Consider the following 19,553-nt stretch of genomic DNA (forward strand, 5'->3'; position numbering starts at 1 on the left):
ACACGTATCTGCTCATCACCGGCGCGACCGACATCGAAGTCCGCTCCCGAGAGGAAACACAGCACAATGAAGTCACGGATCCTGGCCGCTGCGGGTGCCATCGCGCTCGCCACGGCAACCATCACCGGATGCTCCGCCGGAGGCGCAGGCAGCTCCGGCTCCGACGAGATCACCTTCATGTTCCGCGGCAACGACGCGGAGAAGGAGGCGTACACCGCGGCGATCACGCAGTTCGAGAAGGACAACGACGTCAAGGTGAAGATCATCATGACGACGGCCGACGAGTACAGCACCAAGCTCAAGGCGGCGATCACCGGAAAGCAGATCCCGGACGTGTTCTACGTCGACCCGGGCAGCGTGCAGGCCTACGTCAAGTCCGGCATCATCAAAGACATCACCAAGGAGGTCGAGGCCTCCGCCGACCTCGACAACATCTGGGCTTACGGCATCGACAGCTACCGCTTCGACGGCAAGATCATGGGCCAGGGCGACATCTACGCGATGCCCAAGGACATCGGTCCCTTCTCGTTCGGCTACAACAAGTCCATGTTCGAGGCCGCCGGCATCCCGCTGCCCGACGCCGACAAGCCCTACACGTGGGACGAGTTCCTCGACGTCGCGACGCAGCTCACGAAGGACACGAACGGCGACGGCACGCTCGACCAGTGGGGCACCGGGCTCAACGTCCAGTGGAACCTGCAGTCGTTCGTCTGGTCCAACGGCGGCGACTGGCTGAACGAGGACCACACGAAGGTCACGGTCGACACCCCCGAGTTCGCCGAGGCTCTGCAGTTCTTCGCCGACATGTCGAACGTCGCCAAGGTCACCCCGTCGACCTCCGACGCGCAGACGCTCGACACGTACCAGCGGTGGATGCAGGGCGAGATCGGCTTCTTCCCCGTCGGCCCGTGGGACGTGCCCACCTACGAGAAGCTCGACTTCGACTGGGATCTGATCCCCTATCCGGTCGGCGCCACGGGTGAGACCGCGACCTGGACCGGCACCCTCGGCATCGCCGTCTCGGAATCCTCGAAGAACGCCGACCTCGCCACCAAGCTCGCGATCTACCTCTCGACCGACGAGACCGCGCAGCAGTCCCTCGTGGACGCCGGCGTGCAGATCCCGAACCTGAAGGACATGGCCGACTCCTGGGTGACCGCCTCGACGCTCCCGCCCGCGAACAAGCAGGAGTTCCTCGACATCGCGAACGACTACGGTCGCCCGCTCCCGGCGAACACCACCTACTCCGCCGAGTGGTACGACGAGCTGTTCAAGAACATCCAGCCCGTCCTCGACGGCAAGCAGTCCGCCGCCGACTACCTCGCCGAGGTGCAGCCGCGCATGCAGGAGCTCTTGGACAAGGCCAACGCCGACGCCGGCATCGGCTGATCGCTCCGGGAGCCGCGTGCAGAACGCGGCTCCCGGGCATCAGCATCCCCCACCCCACCGCGTTCTGCACAAGAACCCCTGCTTCCTGAGAAGAGGTGACCATGTCGACGACCCTCCGGCGCTCCCGACTGCACCGCCGCGAGCATCTCGTGGCCGCCGCGTTCATCGCGATCCCCGTACTCGGCTTCCTGATCTTCACCGCCTACCCCCTGTTGTTCTCGTTCTACGCCTCGTTCACCAAGTGGAACGGGCTGAGCGATCCGGTCTTCAACGGTCTCGACAACTACACCGAGATGTTCGCCGATCCTTACTTCTGGAAGGCGATGGGCAACACCGTCTTCATGATGATCGGCATCCCGATCGGCCTGGTCCTGTCTCTTCTGCTCGCCCTCGCCCTCAACCGCAAGATGCGCGGCACCACCTTCTTCCGCACGGTGTACTACGTTCCGGTGATCTCCTCGCTGGCGGCGGTCGCGATCCTCTGGCAGTGGGCGTACAACGGCGACTTCGGACTCATCAACCAGGTGCTCGCGATGTTCGGCATCGACGGTCCGAACTGGCTGCAGAACGCCGAGACCGCGAAGCCGGCGATCGTCATCATGGCGGTCTGGAAGGGCATCGGCTTCTCGATGCTGCTGTACCTGGCCGCCCTCCAGTCGGTGCCGCGGCACCTCTACGAGGCCGCGGCGATCGACGGCGCGAACGCCGTGCAGCAGTTCCGTCACATCACCATCCCGATGCTCAGCCCGGTGACCTTCTTCCTCGTCGTCACGAGCATCATCGGCGGCGCGCAGATCTTCATCGAGATCAACATCATGACCCCCACCGGCGGGCCCGAGTTCTCCACGGCATCCATCGTCTGGTACATCTGGCAGAAGGCGTTCAACTACCTGCAGATGGGCTACGCCACCGCGATGTCGGTCGTGCTGGGGCTTCTGGTCTTCGTGATCACGGCCATCCAGTTCCAGATCAACCGCCGCTTCCAGTTCTCGATCGACTGAGGCCCATCATGTTCCAGAACGAATCAGAGACCGTCGCGCTCACGGTTCCGCGCGCGAAGCGCGCCGCGGCCACCGGGCGCACACGCACCTCGCAGTACCGGATCGTCAACGCGATCGTTTTCGCGGTGCTGTCGCTCGGCGGCATCATCATGATCGCGCCGTTGGTGTGGACCTTCAGCACCTCGCTCAAGACCAAGGAAGCGGTGTTCGCACTGCCTCCGCAGTGGATCCCCGATCCGGTGCAGTGGGAGAACTACATCAGGGTGTGGTCGGCGGGTCCGCTCGCGAGCGGCATCGTCAACAGCCTCATCGTCTCGGTCAGCGTCACCGTGGTCGGCACCATCAGCTCGGCCATCGCCGCATTCGCCTTCGCGAAGATGCGCCTGCCGTTCAAGAACGTCGTGTTCCTGTCGCTGCTGGCGGCGATCATGATCCCGTTCCCGACGATCATGATCCCGCAGTTCAAGATGTTCGCGGATGCCGGCCTCGTCGACACGCTGTGGCCGCTGATCCTGCCGGGGCTCTTCGGGAACATCGTGATGATCTTCTTCCTCCGGCAGTACCTCGATTCGGTCCCCGACTCGATCATCGAGGCGGCCAAGCTCGACGGAGCGGGCTACCTGCGGATCTTCTTCACGCTGATCTTCCCGGCGATCCGACCGGCGGTCGCCGCGCAGTTCATCCTGTGGTTCATGGCGGTGTGGAACGACTACCTCGCCCCGATCATCTACCTGAACACCCCCGAGCGTCAGACCCTGCAGCTCGTGATCGCCAGCTTCAACGCGACCTACGCCAGCCAGACCGACTATCCGCTGATCATGGCGGCGTCGTTCATCGCCCTGGTGCCGGTGCTGGTGGTGTTCGTGGTCTTCCAGAAGCAGATCATCGAGTCGGTCGCGCTGACCGGAGCGAAGGGCTGATCATGACGACCGACACCGACACGAGCGGCTGGGGGGCGCGGCACGCGCACGACCCCACGGTCGTGCGCGGCGATGACGGCCTCTGGTACATGTTCTCGACGGATGCCGTGGCCGGCGCCGAGCACATCCCGGCCGGCGCGCACGTGCGCACCTCGCCCGACCTCGTGACCTGGACCTACCGGGGCACCGCCCTCGGCGGGGTCCCGCGTCCTGCCGCCGAATGGTCCGGCGCCGCGGGTCTCTGGGCGCCCGAGGTGGTCCGCTGGCCCACCGCCGACGGCACCACCCGCTGGCACATGTACTACTCCGCGTCCACCTTCGGGTCTCGCACCTCGGCGATCGGACTCGCCACCGCATCCGATCTCGCCGGCCCCTGGACCGACGAGGGCATCGTGATCGCCACGCAGCACGAACGCGATTCGTTCAACGCGATCGACGCCGCGATCGTGTTCGATCGCGCGGGTTCGCCATGGATGATCTACGGCTCGTTCTTCGGTGGGATCCACGCCGTCGAACTGTCGGCGTCGACGGGACTGCGCGTGCGCGACGAACCAGGGACCCTGATCGCCCGGCGTCCGCAGAGCGTCGACGGTGCGATCGAGGGCGCGTACGTCGTCGAGCGCGACGGCCGGTACGTCCTGTTCGTCTCGTACGACTCGCTCGTCGACACCTACAACGTGAGGGTCGGGGTGTCCGACGACATCACCGGCCCGTACCTCGACCACCAGGGACGCGAGCTGACGGTGTCGCCGGATGCCGACGCCCTGGCCTCAGGCACCAAGATCCTCGGCGGGCTGCGGTTCCCTGGTGGCACCGGCCTCATCGCACCGGGTCACAACTCGATCTTCCACGACGGCGACGCGACGTTCATGGTGCACCACGTGAGGTTCGCCGAAGCACCGACCCAGCACGAGGCTCAGGTACGCCGTGTGCACTGGACGGCATCGGGTTGGCCGGTCGTGTCACCGCATCCCTTCGCCGGTGTCGGCACCGAACGGCTCGCCGCGGCTGAGCCGGCCTGTGGCGAATGGGATGCCGTGCGCTTCGCGCCCGAGGTGTCGACCATGATCGACGCCGAGCGCGTGCGCCTGGTCTCGGATGTGGTGACGGACGGCGAGCCGTTGGTAGCGCGACTGGTCGTTGAGCGAGGGAGCGCCAGCGACCGAGACGAAACGCCTCGTGGCGCGCACGACATCGTCACCCTGGACGCGGTGGTGTTCGGGGCGTGGGATCCGGTGGCGGGGCGGCCCGTCCTCGCATTCAGCGGCATCGACGAGCAGGGCGTCGTCTGGAGCGGCTCGAAGGCGGTCGCGTCGTGAGCGCCGAAGCGCAAGTGGGCCTGGGCTGGACCGGCCGGGTCATGCAGATGCTGCAGGCCGTGTGGACGCTAGTCCTCGTGAATCTGCTCTTCGCGGGCGGTGTGATCGTCGGCCTCGTCGTGTGCGGCATCATGCCCGCTGCCGTCGCGTCCGCCACCGTCCTCCTGCGGGGGAGCAGCGACGAGGGCACGGTGCGCGGGTTCGTCCGCGCGTACCGGGAATCGTTCCGGCGGGCGAACCTGACCGGCATCCCGCTCCTGGCCGCTGCCGTGCTGCTGTACGCCGACTTCCTCGTGCTGCCGGCGCTGGCGGGACCGGCATCCGCCGCCCTCACCGCGCTCGCGACGGTCGTCGCGTCGCTCGTCGTGCTCACCGCGATCGTGACCGTCGCGCTACTCGTGCGCTATCGCGACACCCCGCTCGCGCTGCTGCGTTACGCGGTGGCGGTGCCGTTGAGCTCGCCGATGACGGCGATCGGCGTGCTGGTCGCCCTCGGCGCTTTCGGCATCATCGCCGCGATCTTCCCCGTCGTGATCCCGCTCGTGGGCGCGTCGCTCCCTCTTGCCGTCTCGGTGCGTCTGATCGACCACCGGCTGGCGAAGATCGATCCTCAGCATCCGGCCGCACGCATCGCGGCCTGAAGACCTCAGCACCACTCAGAGAAGGAAAACCCCGTGACCAAGGCACGCATCTCCATCGACCGCGAGGCGGTCGTCGCTCCCATCGATCGGCGCATCTTCGGCTCGTTCGTCGAGCACCTCGGCCGCTGCGTCTATGACGGCATCTACGAACCCGGCCACCCCACGGCGAACGAAGACGGCTTCCGTCTCGACGTCGTCGACCTCGTGCGCGAGCTGGGCTCGACCACGATCCGCTACCCCGGCGGCAACTTCGTCTCGGGCTTCCGCTGGGAGGACTCGGTCGGACCCCGCGATCAGCGGCCCGTCCGCCGCGACCTGGCCTGGCACTCGATCGAGACGAACCAGGTCGGCGTCGACGAGTTCTCCCGCTGGCTGAAGCTCACCGGCTCCGAGCTGATGATGGCCGTGAACCTCGGCACGCGCGGCATCGAGGCGGCCCTCGACCTGCTCGAGTACTGCAACCACCCCTCGGGCACCGCGCTCAGCGACCAGCGCATCGCGAACGGCACCGTCGAACCGCACGGCATCAAGATGTGGTGCCTGGGCAACGAGATGGACGGCCCCTGGCAGACCGGTTACATGACGGCCGAGGACTACGGCAAGATCGCCGCCCGCACGGCACAGGCCATGAAGACGGCCGACAAGGATCTCGAGCTCGTGGTGTGCGGGTCGTCGAGCTCGTCGATGCCGACCTTCGGCGACTGGGAGCGCACGGTCCTCGAGCAGGCCTACGAGCACGTCGACTTCATCTCCTGCCACGCCTACTACCAGGAGCGCGGCGGCGACCTCGCCTCGTACCTCGCCTCGTCGCTCGACATGCAGTACTTCATCGAGACCGTCGTGGCGACGGCCGACCACGTCGGCAACAAGCTCAAGTCGAAGAAGAAGATCAAGCTCTCCTTCGACGAATGGAACATCTGGTACCTCGACGAGCACCAGGCCTCCGACGAGGTCAACGACGAATGGCGCGTCGCCCCTCGACAGCTCGAGGACGTCTACTCGGTGGCGGATGCCGTGGTGCTGGGCAACCTGCTCATCACACTGCTGAAGAACCATGACCGCGTCGCGTCGGCCTCTCTCGCGCAGCTCGTGAACGTGATCGCCCCGATCATGACGGAGCCGGGCGGCGCCGCGTGGCGTCAGACCACCTTCTTCCCGTTCTCGGTGACCTCGCGTCTCGCGAAGGGTGAGATCGTGAAGCCGCGCATCGACGTCGGCACCTACTCGACCGCCGTCTACGGCGACGCACCACTGGTCGACTCGGTCGTCACGACCGACGGCGTGAACTCGGCCGTGTTCCTCGTGAACCGCAGCCAGACCGAGTCGATCGAGGTGCAGATCGCCGTGACCGAGCTCGGCGCCTCGAGCATCGACGAGGCGGTCACGCTGTGGGACGACGACGTGTACGCGAAGAACACGCTCGCCGACCAGAATCGCGTCGGGCTGAAGCAGCTCGACGGTGCTGTGCTGGCCGACGGCGTGCTCACCGTCACGCTCCCGCCCGTCTCCTGGTCGGCGCTCGCGCTCTCGTGATCCGTCGCTTCTCCCGGCCTGTCGCCGCCGCTGTGATCGTCACAGCGGCGGCGGTGCTGCTCGGATGCTCGGGCGCCCCGGTCGCGCCATCGTTGTCTGGTGACGTGTTCGTGCACGACCCGGCGTACGTGCACACCGACGACGGCGACTACATCTACTCGACGGGCAACGGTCAGATCGGCGACGGGAACATCCAGATCCGCCGCTCGGACGACGGGGCGAGCTGGGAGTACGTCGGCGAGGTCTGGAAGACGAAGCCCGAGTGGCTGCCTGCGGCCGTGCCCGGAGTCGACAACCTGTGGGCGCCCGAGCTCTACGAGCACGGCGGCACCTGGTACCTCTACTACTCGGCATCCACCTTCGGCAGCAACCGCTCGGTGATCGCGCTCGCGACCAACACGACGCTCGACCCCGACGACCCCGCATACGAATGGGTCGATCGGGGCGAGGTGATCTCCTCGGAGGGCGAGGACTTCAACGCGATCGATCCGGGGATCGTCGAGGATGCCGAGGGCGTGCCGTGGATGTCGTTCGGGTCGTTCTTCTCAGGCCTGCAGATGGTCGAACTGGAGTGGCCGAGCGGGTTGCGCGCCTCAGACGGCGAGCCGATCCTCATCGCCGACCGCGGGCTGGTCGAGAACGCGATCGAGGCGCCGTACATCGTCGCGCACGACGGTTGGTTCTACCTGTTCGCCTCGCGCGGCCTCTGCTGCAAGGGCGTCGACAGCACCTACGAGATCATCGTGGGGCGCTCGAAGGACGCGGTCGGCCCCTATCTCGACGCCGACGGCGGGGCGCTGCTCGACGACGGGGGCACTGTCGTGCTCACGTCCGAGGGCTCACGCGTCGGCCCGGGCGGCCAGTCGGTGTCGGGCGACCGGCTCGCCTTCCACTTCTACGACGCGGATGCCGACGGCATCCCGACCCTCGGCCTGCTGCCGATCACCTGGACCGACGGCTGGCCAACGGTCGACGGTCGCTGAGCGCGCTGCCGCACAAATATCGGCCGAGAATACAGATGTCAGTGGAAACCCGGATTCTCGACCGACATCCGTAATCTGAGCCGACATTCGTGTCCGGCAGCGCGCCAGCTCAGGCGAGTTCGATCACCGACCACGAGAGCGCGGGGAGCGTCGCCCGCACGGCGCCGTCGACCACCTCGGCGCCCGCGAGCGGCACCATGTGCACGGCGTCGGGCGTGGTCTCGAGGTTGGCGGTGAAGCGGTCGCCGCCGTCGGGGATCGTGAGCGTCTCGGCGTTCACGACGCGCAGGGCGCCGAAGCCGCGCAGATCGACCGTGAGGTCGTTCGCCGACTCGAGCGAACGGTTCGCGACGAACAGCACCACGCGGCCCGTCTCCTCGTCGAACGTCGCGGCGGCGTCGACCGAGTCCACGTCGCCGTACTGCTTCGTGCCGATCTGCGACGCCGACACCGCGAGCTGCAGGATTCGGCCGCGCGCGAGGCGCGCCATCCGCTCGAAGGGCCAGAAGCTCGTCTGACGCCAGGCGGGTCCGCCCTGCTCCGAGCGGATCGGCGCGATCACGTTCACGAGCTGCGCCTGGTTCGCGATGTGCACGCGATCGCCGTGGCGCAGCAGGCTGTTCAGGAAAGTACCGACCACGACGGCATCCGTCACGTTGTAGGTGTCTTCGATCAGGCGCGGATGCTCTCGCCATCCGGCTGCCGCGATCGCCGCTTCCTCTTCGTTGTTGTACCGGTCGAAGTCCCACACGTTCCACTCGTCGAAGGAGATGTTGACCTGTTTCGTGTGCTTGCCTGCGGCCTTGACGGCGTCGATCGTGGCGATCACACCGTCGATGAAGGCGTCCATCTCGACGGCCTCGGCGAGGAACGACTCGGCGTCGCCCTCGAGTTCGCGGTAGTAGGCGTGCATCGAGATGTAGTCGACCTCGTCGTAGGCGTGCGTGAGCACCGTGTGCTCCCAGGTGCCGAAGGTCGGCATGCCGCGATTCGACGAGCCGACAGCGACGAGCTCGATCGAGTCGTCGACGAGCTTCATCGCCTTCGCGGTCTCCTGCGCGAGCCGGCCGTACTCGGCGGCAGTCTTGTGGCCGATCTGCCACGGCCCGTCGAGCTCGTTGCCGAGGCACCAGAGCTTGATGTCGAACGGGTCCTCGGCGCCGTTGCGGCGCCGCATGTCCGACCAGTAGGTGCCGCCGGGGTGGTTCGCGTACTCGACGAGCGCACGTGCCTCCTCGACCCCGCGGGTGCCGAGGTTGATGGCCTCCATGATCTCGACCTCGGCGTCGCGGGCCCAGTCCACGAACTCGTGCAGGCCGAAGGCGTTGGTCTCGATGGTGTGCCAAGCGCCGTCGATGCGCACGGGGCGATCGGCGACGGGGCCGACGCCGTCCTCCCATCGGTACCCGGAGACGAAGTTGCCGCCCGGGTAGCGGACGACCGTCGGACCCATCTCCCGAACCAGTTCCAGCACGTCGCGCCGGAACCCGCGTTCATCGGCCTGCGGGTGCCCCGGCTCGTAGATGCCGGTGTAGACGCAGCGCCCCATGTGCTCGACGAAGGACCCGAACAGTCGTCGGGGGACGTCGGCGATCGTGAAGTCGCGGTCGATGGTGATGCGGGCGTTGGGCATGGTTCTCCTGGTTGTGGCTTTCGAGCCGGGTGGGGGTCACTGACCGCCGAAGCCGCTGGTCGCGACGCCCTTGACGATCTGCTTCTGGAAGATGAGGAAGATGACGATGAGGGGGAGGGCTGCGAGCACCGCCTGCGCCATGACCTGCGCGTACTGCACGCCGTATGCGCTGATGACGGTCTGCAGACCGACCGGCAGCGTCATCAGCGTGGTGTCGTTGATGACGAGGAACGGCCAGAGGAAGTTGTTCCACGCGGCGATGAACACGAAGATCGCGACGGATGCCAGGATCGGGCGCGACAGCGGCAGCACGACCGACCAGAAGATGCGCAGCCGGCTGGCGCCGTCGACGCGGGCCGCGTCTTCGAGCTCGATCGGGATCGCGTCGAAGAACCGCTTCAGGATGAACACCATCGCCGGCGCCACCACCTGCGGCAGGATCAGTCCCCAGTAGGTGTCGATCATGTTGAAGGCGAGCATCTGGTAGAAGAGCGGGATGATCAGCACCTGCGGCGGCACCACGATCGAGGCGAGAATCACGACGAACAGCCATTTGCGACCCGCGAAGTCGAGCCGCGAGAACGCGTACGCCGCGAGGGCCGAGATCGTCAGGGTGATGAAGGTCACCGCCGCGGCCGTCCACAGGCTGTTGAACGCCCAGGTGTAGACGTTGCCCTGCGAAAGGATCGCCGTGAAGGCGTCGACCGTGGGACCTGAGGCGCCGATCCACGAGGGATCGCCCGATGCGGCATCCGGCTCGGTCTTGAAGGCGGTCGCGACCGCCCAGAGGAACGGCAGCAGCCAGCCGATCGCGAGCAGCAGCAGCACCAGGAACGCCGCGACGCGCAGGGGCGCGAACGGCTTCTGGCCGGGGAGGTGCGAGCGGCGCCGGGGCGTGGCGGTGACGACCGCCTCGGTCGGGGTAAGGGTCGCGGCGGACATCACAGCTGCTCCTTCCGGCGGCGCGTGACCAGGGCCTGCGCGACACCCACGATGACGATGAGGGCGAAGAACACGTAAGAGATGGCGGCCGAGTAGCCGAACCGGTAGCTGACGAATCCGGCTTCGTAGATGTACTGGACGATCGAGCGGGTGGTGTCGCTCGCGACGCCGCCGAGCATCTGGTACGCCTGATCGAACAGCTTCAGCGAGGCGAGGATCTGCAGCAGCAGGATGAGCACGGTCGCCGGTCCCAGCTGGGGAAGCGTGATCGACCAGAACTGGCGCCAGGCGCCCGCACCGTCGAGGGACGCCGCCTCGTACTGCTGCGGCGGGATGTTCTGCATCGCCGCCAGGTAGAGCAGGAAGTTGAACCCGACCGTCCACCACACCGTGGCGATCACGATCGACAGCATGTTGGTCTCGGGATTCTGCAGCCAGGCGAGCGGCTCGAGGCCGAGCGCCTTCAGGATGTTGTTGGCCGCACCGATCTGCGGGTTGAAGATCCAGACCCAGATCTGCGAGATCACGGTCGAGGCGAGCAGATACGGCATGAAGAACGACAGCCGCCACAGCCACTGGCCAGGAAGGCCGCGGTCGACGAGCGCGGCCATCAGCAGGGCGATCACGACGAGCGGCACGGTGGAGAGCAGCGTGAACCAGATCGTGTTCCACAGCGAACGCCACATGACCGGGTCGCTGAGCGCCTCGGCGTAGTTGGCGAAGCCGACGAATCCGCCGCCGGCGCCCGTGAGCGAGGCGTCGGTGAAGCTGAGGACGATGCCGTGGATGATCGGCCAGACCAGGAAGAGCGCGAAGGCGATGAGGAACGGGGCGAGGAACGCCCAGCTGACGAGCTGCTCGCGGCTGCGCGTGCCTGCACGGCGTGCGGGGGCGGCGGTGCGGGAACCCGTCACGATCGTGCGGGTCGAATCGGTGGCTGCGGTCATCATGAGCCGAACGTCCCTTCGGGGTCAGCCGGGTTCGGTTGCGAGAGCATCGTGTTCACGCGCGCCTCGAAGCGATCGATCGCGGCGACCGGGTCGTCGCCCTTGAGTAGCACGTTCTGCACGGCAGCACCGAACTCGCCCTGGAAGTTGGAGCCGGAGCCCGTGAACCAGGCGGTCGGATCGTAGACGACGTGCTTCGCAGCCTCGGCGTAGTGCGCCTGGGGCACGAGATCCGCGTACTCCGGCGACTCCGTGACGGGCAGGAACGCGGGGATGTGGCCGGCTTCGGCCCAGCCGAACGAGCCCTTGAGCATGTCGGCGACGAACTGATAGGTCAGGTCGCGCTTCGCCTTGTCGGCGTGGGTCTGGTGAGGCAGGACGAACGAGTGCGAGTCGGCGTACACCGCTGGGGTCCCGTACAGGGTCGGGATCATCGTCGCGTCGAACGGGAGCTTCGCGTTCTGCATGGTGCGCAGCTCCCAGACGCCGGTGAACAGCATCCCGCTCTTTCCTGTCGAGAACTCTGCGACCGCCGTGCCGTAGTCGGCCTGGGCCGCGGCGATCTCGCCGTCGAGGAGCGTGCGCATGAACGTCAGAGACTCGACCGCCACGTCCTTGTCGATCACGGCCTTCCCGCCAGGGGGGAGCTCGATGGGCGAGCCGTGCTGTGAGTACAGCGTGTAGAACAGGCGCCACATCTGCGCGCCGTCGCCCAGGTAGCCGTACGACAGCGCGTGTCCGCTCGCCTGGCCGCCGATCGCGCGGAGCTGCTCGAGGAACTCCTCGGGTGAGGTCGTCTCCTGCAGTGCGCCGTCGGAGTCGAGCACGCCGGCGGCGTCGCAGATGTCGGTGTTGAACATGGCCACGAACGGGTGGGCGTCGAGGGCGATGCTGAACATCTGCTCGCCGACGAAGCCCTTCTCCCAGATGGGCTTCGGGAACGTCGAGGCGTCGATGCCCAGTTCCTCGAGCCGGGCGAGGTCCCACGGGTCGAGCAGCCCGCCCGGAGCCCAGCCGACCGTGCGGGTGGCGTGCATGATGGCGACGTCGGGAGCGCGCCCGCCTGCGCCGGCCATCGCGAGCTTGGTGTAATACGGCGTGCCCCAGGCGAGGACGGTGGGGCGGATGCGGAAGGCGTCCTGCGCGTCGTTGACCTTCTGCAGCAGCTGAGACATGGTCACGCCGTCGCCGCCGGAGAGCAGATGCCAGAACTGGAGCGTCTGCGGGCCGGCGCCGGGCGTCGCACCGGGCGCGCATCCCGCGAGCAGCGCTGCTGCCGCGGTCAGCGAGGCGGCGGTGAGGAACTGCCTTCGCGAGAGATCGAGCGGGGGTGTCATCGGGTCACTCCTTTGTGACTGCGTCGGGGGCGCACCCATCATTACATCGTGGTAATCGGCGGCGCAAGAGTCAGAGCGATACCCGTCGCGACGATCTGCCGGTCAGGGGTGATACCCGGCCGGCGAGGCCGAGGTGCTCGCGCGCGCGATGAGCCGGTGCGGCAGGATCAGCCCGCGCGGCGGCGACACGCGATCGTCCATGCGCGACTCGAGAAGGCCCAGCGCCGCCTCGGCGAAGTCGCCCAGATCGAAGGCCACGGTCGTCAGCGACGGGGAGGTGAATGCCGAGAGCTCGACGTCGTCGAAGCCGGTCACGATCACGTCGTCGGGAACGCGGATGCCGGCGTCGTGCAGCGTGTGCATCGCACCGAAGGCGATCGAGTCGGTGAACGCGACGACCGCGTCGAAGTCGACCTCGCGCGCCAGCAGCATGCGCGCAGCTTCCGCGCCGCCTGCCATCGTCCAGGGCAGCAGGTTGACCTCGAGTCGCCGATCGCGGGCGATGCCGGCCTCGCGCAGCGCATCGTGCACGCCCGCGAGGCGCATCCGGCTGGTGGCGGTCTCGAACGCGGGGTCGTCGTCGGCTCCGATCACGGCGATCCGGCGCGCGCCGCGGGAGATCACGTGGCGGGTCGCCTCGGATGCGGCCACACGGCTGTCGATGCGCACGTGGTCGGCGCGGTTCTGCTCGACCTCGCCGATCACGACGAGCGGCGGCAGGCGGTCCGCGTACTTCACGACGCTGTCCTCGAGGCGGATCGGGTTCAGGATCAGGCCGTCGATCAGGTGGGCGCGGGCGCGAGAGAGCAGCTCCTTCTCGCGTTCGGGTTCGGTCGCGGTCTCTTCCACCTGCACCGCGAGGCCGCGGTCGTGCGCGGCGGCGACGATGCGGTGCACGAGCTGGGCCGAGTACGCCGTGCCCAGGTCGGGAAGCGCGACGGCGATGATCCCGCTTCTGCCGTTGCGCAGACCGCGCGCGCTGAGATTCGGCACGAAATCGAGTTCGGCCATAGCCGCCTCGACCCTCGCCCTGGTCTCCTCGCGCACCACGACCGTGCCGGTGACGACGTTCGACACGGTCTTCGGAGACACTCCGGCCAGAGCCGCGACGTCTTTCATCGTCGCTCGAGGAGCGGGCGGCGCTGTCATGGGGTCAGACTATCCCGCGCGTCTGAAGGCACGGCCCCGCGGGTACGCTGACACCATGGGCGACGAACGCAACTGGGCCGGCAACCTCCTCTATCGGGCCTCCTCGATCGAGCATCCCGAGTCGATCGACGAGCTCCGCGAGCTGCTCACCGCGGGGGGCGCCGTGCGCGTGCTCGGCTCCCGGCACTGCTTCAACGACATCGCCGACACGACAGGCTCGTTGATCGCCCTCGACCGGATGCCCCAGGTGATCGACATCTCGCCCGCTCGCGACTCGGTGCGCGTTTCCGGCGGGCTCCGCTACGGCGACATCGCCCCCGTGCTCGAGGAGCAGGGGCTGGCGCTCGCGAACCTCGCGTCCCTCCCGCACATCTCGGTCGCAGGTGCCGTGGCCACGGGAACGCACGGCTCCGGCGACGCTACCGGCTCGCTCGCGAGCGCGGTTCGCGCGGTGACCGTGATGACGGCATCCGGCGAAGTCTGCTCCCTCGCGCGGGGAGACGACGGCTTTGACGGCGCGGTCGTGGCGCTCGGCGCTCTCGGCGCCGTGATCGACCTGACGCTCGACGTCGAGCCCAGCTACCAGGTCGCCCAGCACGTGTTCGAGCACCCGTCGTGGGACGCGATCCTCCGTGACCTCGGCGCCGTCACGGGCGTCGGAACCAGCGTCAGCATCTTCTCGACCTGGCAGCGGACCGACGTCGCCGACCAGATCTGGATCAAGCAGCGGGTGCCCGCCACGAGGGCGGATGCCGCGGAGCGACGCGCAGCGCGCGAGGCGCTCGCCGTGTCTCTCGGCGCTGCGCCGGCCGAGGGCAAACGGCATCCCATCATCGGAGTCGATCCCGAGGCCTGCACCGAGCAGGAGGGCGTCGCGGGCCCGTGGTTCCAACGGCTGCCGCACTTCAAGCTCGAGTTCACCCCGTCGGCCGGGGCCGAGATCCAGAGCGAGTACCTGGTGCCGCGCCTCGATGCCGTGGCCGCCATCGAGGCCGTGCGTTCGCTCGCCGACCGCATCGCACCGCTGCTGCTCGTGAATGAGATCCGCACGGTGCGCGCAGACGATCTGTGGCTGAGCTCTTCCTACGGGACGGATGCCGTCGGCCTGCACTTCACGTGGAAGCCCGACGAGGCGGCGGTGCGCGAGCTGCTGCCGACCATCGAGGCCGCGCTGCCCGCATCCGCCCGTCCGCACTGGGGCAAGGTGTTCACGCTCGACGGCGCCGATGTGCGCTCGCGCTACCCGCGATGGGACGACTTCGCGGCTCTCGTCGCGAAGCACGACCCCGAGCGGCGCCTCGTGAACGAGTACCTGGAGCGCCTCGGTCTCTGAGCGCATCCATCCTCAGATCCGCTCAAGCGGGTTCGCCGCCAGCTTGTCGACGACCCCGCCCTCGAGCAGCCGTCGGGCGTGGCTGTGCGGCTTGCGGGCCGCCTGCTCCCGCACGCCGGCGCCGAACTCCTCGGCGAGAGCGAGTCGCGGGTGCGCGTGGAGCACCTCGCGGCGAAAGTCGAGCGGGATCTCCGCATCTCGGCGCCCGGCGATGTCGAGGCCGGTGGCCGTCTCCAGCAGGTAGCCCTCGAGGTCGAACGCCGGGTCGACCTCGGGCCAGTTGTGCCTCACGATCACCTCGTTGATGCGGATGCGCCGCGCCGCCGGCCACCCGGCACCCGCGGCCATCGCCTCGCCGACATGGCCGCCGGCCTCCTCATAGCCCAGCACGTGGTTGTCGAACGCCGGCACGATCCCGATGTCGTGCAGCAGGGCCGCCTCATAGAGCAGCTCGTGATCGACGCCGCTGCGTCCTTCGACGACCGCGAACGCCTCGGCCCACAGCCAGGACCGCACCGCGTGGTTGCGCAGCGCAGGGGAGTGGTATTCGTCCATCAGCTCGCGGGCTCCCCGGGCCGCAGGGGTGTCGGGCACGGCGAAGTCGGAGATGCGCATGGGGCCAGGGTAATGAACCGGCACTCGCCCGGACCGCGTGAATGGTGACAAGATCCGGCGGAATGCCGCCATTCACGCGATTCGAACGAGAGGAACGCGATCAGCTCGTTGGCAGCCAGATGCGCATGGTCGACGGACCGCGCTGCGCCCACGAGTGGTACGGGATGAGCGCGACATCGGCGGTGTCTCCGGTGTCTCGGCGCGACACGCGGACGTGCACGACGCCTTCCTGCTCGCTCACCCCGCGCTCCGTGTCGACGATCGCCTCGGCGATGTCAGCGCCGAAGTCGTTCGACTCGAGAGCCAGCACTTCGGGTCCGCGCTCGATCGCGACGCAGCCGCGCACCGCGTCGACACGGGGATCGGGGGCCGTCACGCGGGGGGCGACCGGCAGCACCAGGTGCACGACGTCTCCAGCGCGGAACGCGCGGCGGATCGACACGGTGCCGGGCGCGGCATCCGCGGCGTCCTCCTCGCCGACCTGCACGGTCGCCCCGTGCGCCCACGACGGCACGCGGAGCGTGAGCGTCCACTCACCGTCCTCGACGATATTCACCCGCACCCGTCCGTCGACGGGATACTCGGTCGACACCTCGAAGGCCGCGACGGTGCCGTCGGGCAGAGTCGTGCGCACGCTGGAGGGGGCGTACTGATGCACCTGGACTCCGTCGTCGTCCGCGGTGGCGGTCAGCGCCGCGAGGCTCGCGAAGGTGCGCGCGACGTTCGGCGGGCAGCAGGACACGTCGAACCACGGCGCGCGCAGGGAGGAATGAGCCCTGGGCGAGGTCGCTTCGGGGTCCGCGGGCTGCGCGGGAACACGCTGGTGCAGGGTGTTGGCGTAGTAGAACGAGCGCCCGTCTGGCCCCGGAGAGGTCGCGACGACGTTGAACAGCGTGCGCTCGATGAGATCGGCGTAGCGCGCGTCGCCGTCGGCGAGCAGCAGTCGCCACGAGAACATGATCGAGCCGATGCCCGCGCAGGTCTCGGAGTACGCACGGTCCGGCGGAAGCTCGTAGTCGTCGCCGAACGCCTCGTCCTGGTGGTGCGAGCCCTGACCGCCGGTGATGTACGTGCGGCGGGCGACCGTGCGCTCCCACTGCCTGCGCAGCGCCTCGAGCAGATCGTCGTCTGCGGTCTCCACTGCCACGTCGACCGCAGCCGATGACAGGTAGTTCGCCCTCACTGCGTGGCCGCGCAGCGCCTCGGCCTCTCGCACGGGCACGTCGTCCTGGTAGTAGACGCGTCCGAACTCGATGTCGGGCAGCGTGCCGCGACCGTGTCGTTCGACGAAGAGCGCCGCCTGGGCGAGATACCGCTCGTCACCGGTCAACCGGCCGAGCTCGGCGAGTCCGACCTCGACCTCGGCGTGGCCGCAGATGGCGTCGCGTCCGTCCGGGCCGAACTCGCGGCACACCAGGTCGGCGGCGCGGATCGCGATCCCGAGCAGCCCGTCGTCGGCATCCGGGCGGGTGCGCGCACGGGCGACGGCCGCCTGGAAGAGATGGCCGAGGCAATACAGCTCGTGACCCCAGTCGAGCTCCGACCAGCGTGCGCCCTGGCCAGGGCGTCCGAATCGCGTGTTCAGGTATCCGTCGGGCTCCTGTGCCGCGGCCACCCGGTCGACCACGTGGCGCAACCGCGCCTCGAGGGCCGGGTCGTCGGTGCGGAAGATCTCCCATGCCACGGCTTCGAGGTACTTGTACACCTCGGAATCCGAGAACTCCCGGCCCCGACGACCCTCGGGGAGCTCACCGCGGGCGGCCAGATCGAAGTTGGGCAGCCAGCCTTCGGATTCCAGCCGACTCTCGATGTGCGCGAGCGTGTTCTCTCCGTTGATGCGCTGGCGTTCAGCCCAGAACCCGTCGGAGATGTGAACCTCGTCGAGGCCCAGAGGGCGCAGGCGCCCCGCGCGAGGCGCGACCGGGGCGACGGGGGCGGTGGTGAGAGAGGAGAAGTGAGTCATGGATCAGCCCTTGAAGGCGCCCGACATGAAGCCGCGCACGTAGTGTCTTTGCAGGATCAGGAACAGCAGGATGCAGGGGAGCGCCAGCACGACCACGCCGGCCTCCGTGGCCCCGTAGTCGACGACGCCCTGCACCTGACCGCGGAGGTTCGCCACGGCGAGCGGCAGCGTCATCCGGTTCGAGTCGTTGATGAGGATCAGCGGGGCCATGAAGTCGTTCCACGCCGTGAGGAACGCGAACAGGCCGACGGTGACCAGCCCGGGCTTGACCGCGGGCAGCAGCACCCGCCACAGTGCGCCCCAGCTGGAGCATCCGTCGACCATCGCGGCCTCGTCCATCTCCTTCGGGATGGACTCGAACGAGATGCGCATCATGAACATCGAGAACGGCAGCTGGAACATCGTGATGACGAGCGCGACGCCGACGAGGGAGTTCTGCAGGCCGACCGAGTTGAGGATCACGTAGAGCGGGATCAGCAGCGTCGCGTACGGCACCATCAGGATCGCGAGGGTCACGAGGAACAGCGCGTTCTTGCCCGGGAACGAGAAGCGGGCGAACGCGTAGCCGCCCAGCAGCGAGATGAACAGGGTGAGTGCGACGGTCAGCACCGACACGAAGATCGAGTTGCCCAGGTACACCCAGATGCCGGCCTGGTACGAGCCGAGGGCCGCGTAGTTGCCGAAGCCCCACCCGTCGGTCTGGCTCGTGCCGGCCCGAGGGCCGACGGAGGAGACTCCGGTCCAGATCAGGGGGTAGAGGAAGATCACCGCGAGTGCGGTCGTGAACACCCAGTAGGGGATGCCGAAGACGACGCGCGCGGCCTTCGACCGATAGCGAGGGGCGGTCGGCTGGTGGTTCGGCGCGACGATGGTGCGGGTCAGAGTCTGGGACATGATTCAGCTCTCGTCGGGACGCCGGAAGGCGCGCAGCTGGAAGACGTTGATGACGATCAGGGCGAGCAGCACGATGACCGACAGCGCGCCGGCGATGCCGAGGCTGTTCTGCCCCTGGAAGGCGACGTTGTAGATCAGCTGCACGACCGTCATGGTGCTGTTGTCGGGACCGCCCTTGGTGAGGATGTAGAACTGCTCGAACGCGAGCAGTGAACCCGTCACGCACATCACGGTCGTGAGCGCGAAGGTGGGCTTCAGCAGCGGGACCGTGATGTCGCGGAAGGTCTGCCAGCGGCTCGCCCCGTCGATGCGGGCGGCTTCGTACACGTCGTCGGGGATGCCCTGCAGCCCGACGAGCATCAGCAGCATGTAGAAGCCGGCGTAGCGCCAGACGATCAGGAAGATCGTCGACCACAGTGCGCCCTCGGGGGTGCCGAGGAACGTCACTCCCCACGACTTCATGAGGTCGGCGAAAGGGCCCGCGATGGGCGAGTACAGCACGTAGAACAGGAGCGAGGCGGATGCCAGGCCGAGCGCGCTGGGGATGAGGAATGCGGTGCGCAGGAAGCCCTTCCACCTGGTCGACTCCTGCACGAGCAGGGCGAGACCGAGCCCGAGCCCGATCAGGATCACGGTGGTGATCACGGTGTAGAGCAGCGTGAACCGGACGGAATCCCAGAAGAGCCGGTGCATCACGGAATCCGAGTAGTTCTCGGGGAAGTTCAGCCCTCGGTTGCCGCTGAGCAGCGGCCAGTCGGATGCCGACATCTGCAGTACGAGCACCAGCGGCACCACGAAGAGCAGGGCGACGAAGATCGCGGTCGGAGCGGCGTACAGCCAGCCCTGCACCGGGCCGCCGAAGCCCGTGCGAGGTCGGCGCCGACGGGGCGGCGCTGCGGTCGTGGTCATCAGAGTCACTTTCGTCGAGGTGCGGGGGCGGCGACCGCCGCCCCC

17 protein-coding genes are annotated in these 19,553 nt (G+C 67.9%); 8 read left to right on the top strand and 9 right to left on the bottom strand.

The features are described from left to right. Positions 1-66: 66 nt before the first annotated feature. The 7 genes from ACI3KT_RS00170 to ACI3KT_RS00200 all read left to right on the top strand — a co-directional run bounded on the left by ACI3KT_RS00170 (position 67) and on the right by ACI3KT_RS00200 (position 7,786). Positions 67-1,389, top strand: coding sequence for an ABC transporter substrate-binding protein (locus ACI3KT_RS00170; protein WP_404901664.1), 1,323 nt, complete (start codon positions 67-69; stop codon positions 1,387-1,389). A gap of 101 nt (positions 1,390-1,490) precedes the next feature. Continuing rightward, entirely contained in the window at positions 1,491-2,390 is a 900-nt protein-coding gene (locus ACI3KT_RS00175; RefSeq protein WP_307299239.1) for a sugar ABC transporter permease, read from the top strand. A gap of 8 nt (positions 2,391-2,398) precedes the next feature. Continuing rightward, positions 2,399-3,310: a carbohydrate ABC transporter permease gene (locus tag ACI3KT_RS00180; protein ID WP_307299236.1), complete on the top strand. Its 912-nt coding sequence runs from the start codon at positions 2,399-2,401 to the stop codon at positions 3,308-3,310. Positions 3,311-3,312: 2 nt separating this feature from the next. Continuing rightward, positions 3,313-4,629 (top strand): arabinan endo-1,5-alpha-L-arabinosidase, encoded by a 1,317-nt coding sequence (locus ACI3KT_RS00185; protein ID WP_404901666.1) that lies wholly within the window; start codon positions 3,313-3,315, stop codon positions 4,627-4,629. After that, positions 4,626-5,270 carry a YesL family protein gene (locus tag ACI3KT_RS00190; protein ID WP_404901668.1) on the top strand — a complete coding sequence of 215 codons (645 nt, stop codon included), beginning with the start codon at positions 4,626-4,628 and terminating at the stop codon, positions 5,268-5,270. Before ACI3KT_RS00185 ends, ACI3KT_RS00190 begins: the two co-directional genes overlap by 4 nt. Before the next feature lie 33 nt (positions 5,271-5,303). After that, the gene (locus ACI3KT_RS00195) at positions 5,304-6,803 is read left to right on the top strand and encodes an alpha-N-arabinofuranosidase (RefSeq protein WP_404901669.1); all 1,500 of its coding nucleotides are present in this window, start codon (positions 5,304-5,306) and stop codon (positions 6,801-6,803) included. Then, the gene (locus ACI3KT_RS00200) at positions 6,800-7,786 is read left to right on the top strand and encodes an arabinan endo-1,5-alpha-L-arabinosidase (protein ID WP_404901670.1); all 987 of its coding nucleotides are present in this window, start codon (positions 6,800-6,802) and stop codon (positions 7,784-7,786) included. Before ACI3KT_RS00195 ends, ACI3KT_RS00200 begins: the two co-directional genes overlap by 4 nt. Before the next feature lie 109 nt (positions 7,787-7,895). Here ACI3KT_RS00200 and ACI3KT_RS00205 read toward each other — a convergent pair whose 3' ends face one another. The 5 genes from ACI3KT_RS00205 to ACI3KT_RS00225 form a co-directional block, all read right to left on the bottom strand. Beyond that, positions 7,896-9,419: an alpha-N-arabinofuranosidase gene (locus tag ACI3KT_RS00205; protein ID WP_404901672.1), complete on the bottom strand. Its 1,524-nt coding sequence runs from the start codon at positions 9,417-9,419 to the stop codon at positions 7,896-7,898. Between the two features lie 36 nt (positions 9,420-9,455). Beyond that, complete coding sequence (locus ACI3KT_RS00210) at positions 9,456-10,361, bottom strand: carbohydrate ABC transporter permease (RefSeq protein ID WP_404901674.1); 906 nt, start codon at positions 10,359-10,361, stop codon at positions 9,456-9,458. Then, the gene (locus ACI3KT_RS00215) at positions 10,361-11,311 is read right to left on the bottom strand and encodes a carbohydrate ABC transporter permease (RefSeq protein ID WP_404901676.1); all 951 of its coding nucleotides are present in this window, start codon (positions 11,309-11,311) and stop codon (positions 10,361-10,363) included. The genes ACI3KT_RS00210 and ACI3KT_RS00215 overlap by 1 nt, the downstream gene beginning before the upstream one ends. Continuing rightward, positions 11,308-12,645 (bottom strand): extracellular solute-binding protein, encoded by a 1,338-nt coding sequence (locus tag ACI3KT_RS00220; protein ID WP_307299218.1) that lies wholly within the window; start codon positions 12,643-12,645, stop codon positions 11,308-11,310. The genes ACI3KT_RS00215 and ACI3KT_RS00220 overlap by 4 nt, the downstream gene beginning before the upstream one ends. Positions 12,646-12,747: 102 nt before the next feature. After that, complete coding sequence (locus ACI3KT_RS00225) at positions 12,748-13,794, bottom strand: LacI family DNA-binding transcriptional regulator (RefSeq protein WP_404901679.1); 1,047 nt, start codon at positions 13,792-13,794, stop codon at positions 12,748-12,750. 55 nt (positions 13,795-13,849) lie between these two features. Here ACI3KT_RS00225 and ACI3KT_RS00230 point away from each other — a divergent pair, with 55 nt between their 5' ends. Next, complete coding sequence (locus ACI3KT_RS00230; RefSeq protein WP_404901681.1) at positions 13,850-15,127, top strand: FAD-binding protein; 1,278 nt, start codon at positions 13,850-13,852, stop codon at positions 15,125-15,127. A 12-nt stretch (positions 15,128-15,139) separates the two neighbouring features. Here ACI3KT_RS00230 and ACI3KT_RS00235 read toward each other — a convergent pair whose 3' ends face one another. From ACI3KT_RS00235 to ACI3KT_RS00250, 4 genes are all read right to left on the bottom strand, one after another. After that, the gene (locus ACI3KT_RS00235) at positions 15,140-15,742 is read right to left on the bottom strand and encodes an HD domain-containing protein (RefSeq protein WP_404901684.1); all 603 of its coding nucleotides are present in this window, start codon (positions 15,740-15,742) and stop codon (positions 15,140-15,142) included. A gap of 100 nt (positions 15,743-15,842) precedes the next feature. After that, positions 15,843-17,705, bottom strand: coding sequence for a glycoside hydrolase family 127 protein (locus tag ACI3KT_RS00240; RefSeq protein WP_404901686.1), 1,863 nt, complete (start codon positions 17,703-17,705; stop codon positions 15,843-15,845). A gap of 3 nt (positions 17,706-17,708) precedes the next feature. Beyond that, positions 17,709-18,599 (bottom strand): carbohydrate ABC transporter permease, encoded by an 891-nt coding sequence (locus tag ACI3KT_RS00245; protein WP_404901687.1) that lies wholly within the window; start codon positions 18,597-18,599, stop codon positions 17,709-17,711. Between the two features lie 3 nt (positions 18,600-18,602). Continuing rightward, entirely contained in the window at positions 18,603-19,508 is a 906-nt protein-coding gene (locus tag ACI3KT_RS00250; protein ID WP_404901689.1) for a carbohydrate ABC transporter permease, read from the bottom strand. Positions 19,509-19,553 lie beyond the last annotated feature (45 nt).

The sequence above is a fragment of the Microbacterium sp. ZW T6_19 genome (genome assembly GCF_044987465.1).
Taxonomy (GTDB): domain Bacteria; phylum Actinomycetota; class Actinomycetes; order Actinomycetales; family Microbacteriaceae; genus Microbacterium; species Microbacterium natoriense_A.

Coding starts and splice junctions, on each gene's coding strand:
- ACI3KT_RS00170 (WP_404901664.1), top strand. CDS start 67: ATGAAGTCACGGATCCTGGCCGCTGCGGGTGCCATCGCGCTCGCCACG.
- ACI3KT_RS00175 (WP_307299239.1), top strand. CDS start 1,491: ATGTCGACGACCCTCCGGCGCTCCCGACTGCACCGCCGCGAGCATCTC.
- ACI3KT_RS00180 (WP_307299236.1), top strand. CDS start 2,399: ATGTTCCAGAACGAATCAGAGACCGTCGCGCTCACGGTTCCGCGCGCG.
- ACI3KT_RS00185 (WP_404901666.1), top strand. CDS start 3,313: ATGACGACCGACACCGACACGAGCGGCTGGGGGGCGCGGCACGCGCAC.
- ACI3KT_RS00205 (WP_404901672.1), bottom strand. CDS start 9,419: ATGCCCAACGCCCGCATCACCATCGACCGCGACTTCACGATCGCCGAC.
- ACI3KT_RS00210 (WP_404901674.1), bottom strand. CDS start 10,361: ATGTCCGCCGCGACCCTTACCCCGACCGAGGCGGTCGTCACCGCCACG.
- ACI3KT_RS00215 (WP_404901676.1), bottom strand. CDS start 11,311: ATGATGACCGCAGCCACCGATTCGACCCGCACGATCGTGACGGGTTCC.
- ACI3KT_RS00220 (WP_307299218.1), bottom strand. CDS start 12,645: ATGACACCCCCGCTCGATCTCTCGCGAAGGCAGTTCCTCACCGCCGCC.
- ACI3KT_RS00225 (WP_404901679.1), bottom strand. CDS start 13,794: ATGACAGCGCCGCCCGCTCCTCGAGCGACGATGAAAGACGTCGCGGCT.
- ACI3KT_RS00230 (WP_404901681.1), top strand. CDS start 13,850: ATGGGCGACGAACGCAACTGGGCCGGCAACCTCCTCTATCGGGCCTCC.
- ACI3KT_RS00235 (WP_404901684.1), bottom strand. CDS start 15,742: ATGCGCATCTCCGACTTCGCCGTGCCCGACACCCCTGCGGCCCGGGGA.
- ACI3KT_RS00240 (WP_404901686.1), bottom strand. CDS start 17,705: ATGACTCACTTCTCCTCTCTCACCACCGCCCCCGTCGCCCCGGTCGCG.
- ACI3KT_RS00245 (WP_404901687.1), bottom strand. CDS start 18,599: ATGTCCCAGACTCTGACCCGCACCATCGTCGCGCCGAACCACCAGCCG.
- ACI3KT_RS00250 (WP_404901689.1), bottom strand. CDS start 19,508: ATGACCACGACCGCAGCGCCGCCCCGTCGGCGCCGACCTCGCACGGGC.